Below are 1,176 nucleotides of genomic sequence, written 5' to 3' on the forward strand. Positions count from 1 at the left end.
GCACTCCGTTGTGCGTAATAATCCGGTACCGGGAATCCACACCGGCGGCGTAGCTGATATTGCCCACACTGATCTTGTACACGGTGCTCAGGCCGGCACATTCCACCCGCTCGACGGTTTCCCAGATAAGCGCCTCCTCTTCGTGCAACACGCCCAGTGTTACTCCCTGGCAATGCTGGGCTTCGTACACGGTACCTCGAGCATCAGTGACGGGGGTTTCACGGCTGCAAACCACCTGGGCACCGCTTGCCATGGTGAGTAATACACAGGGCACTTCGTCCTGGGGTTTTACTTCGTGAATGGGTGCCAAGTGGGTATCCCTGTCACCTACATCCCAACAGTCGATCAGATCCCCCGCTTTGCAGTGATCCGCCTGTAGCTTTTCCGTCAGCCAGGTGCCGGCCGCCACGCACCAGGGATCACTCGGTATCGTGCCACCACCGCCATTGGCAGGGGTTCTGATGGTGCCGACCGAGCGGCGCCAGGTGTGGCCGGCAAGCACCGGAAAGCTGGTGGTGACTCTGTAGGTGACGGCACCCCCTTTGGGGCCGGGGTCATCGCAGTAGACATAGTATTTTCGGCTGAACGACAAGCCGCTGATACTGCCGCTGTTGTAACTGATGGTGCCAAAACCGAACTGCACGTTATGGGCGGCAATGTTGATCCTGGCAGTGCTACCAGCATCCACAGCGGACAGTGCGGAACTGGTGGGCAGGCTGGCGATACCGGACTGGATCAACGGCAGATTGCGCTGATCCTGCACTTCCACCACGTCGATCTTGACGTAGTCGATTAACATGTCTCCCGTTTTGTTGGAATAGTTGGCATAAAAAATCGGGGTAAAAAAACGCACATTGGCCTGCATCTTGGCCGGGTTGCCGATATGGTTACTGCCGCGAGCGGTACTGTACACGGCATTACCGCTGGCATTGCCCTTGACATAGGCCACCAGCCTTTGCCAACTTTGCCCCACCAGATTCAGGTTGGCAGCGAGCACATAGTGCTGGCTGCTGATGCTGTTCGCTCCGCTGGCATTGCAATAATTACCATTGGCATCAAAGCCAGCCAGGCCCGCGTAGAGGGTCCGGGTGGTGTCCTCATGGTTGTAGAAATAAACACGGGCTTCAATCCGATACAGCTTATCGGGATCAAAGGGCACCTTATCCCGGTGACGCA

1 pseudogene is annotated in these 1,176 nt (G+C 57.1%); it reads right to left on the minus strand.

Annotated features, from left to right (window positions below):
* Positions 1–1,176: pseudogene (locus Q5Y71_RS16850) on the minus strand (hypothetical protein); the annotation flags it as partial.

The sequence above is a fragment of the Microbulbifer sp. 2205BS26-8 genome, assembly GCF_030731025.1.
Classification (GTDB): Bacteria; Pseudomonadota; Gammaproteobacteria; order Pseudomonadales; family Cellvibrionaceae; genus Microbulbifer; species Microbulbifer spongiae.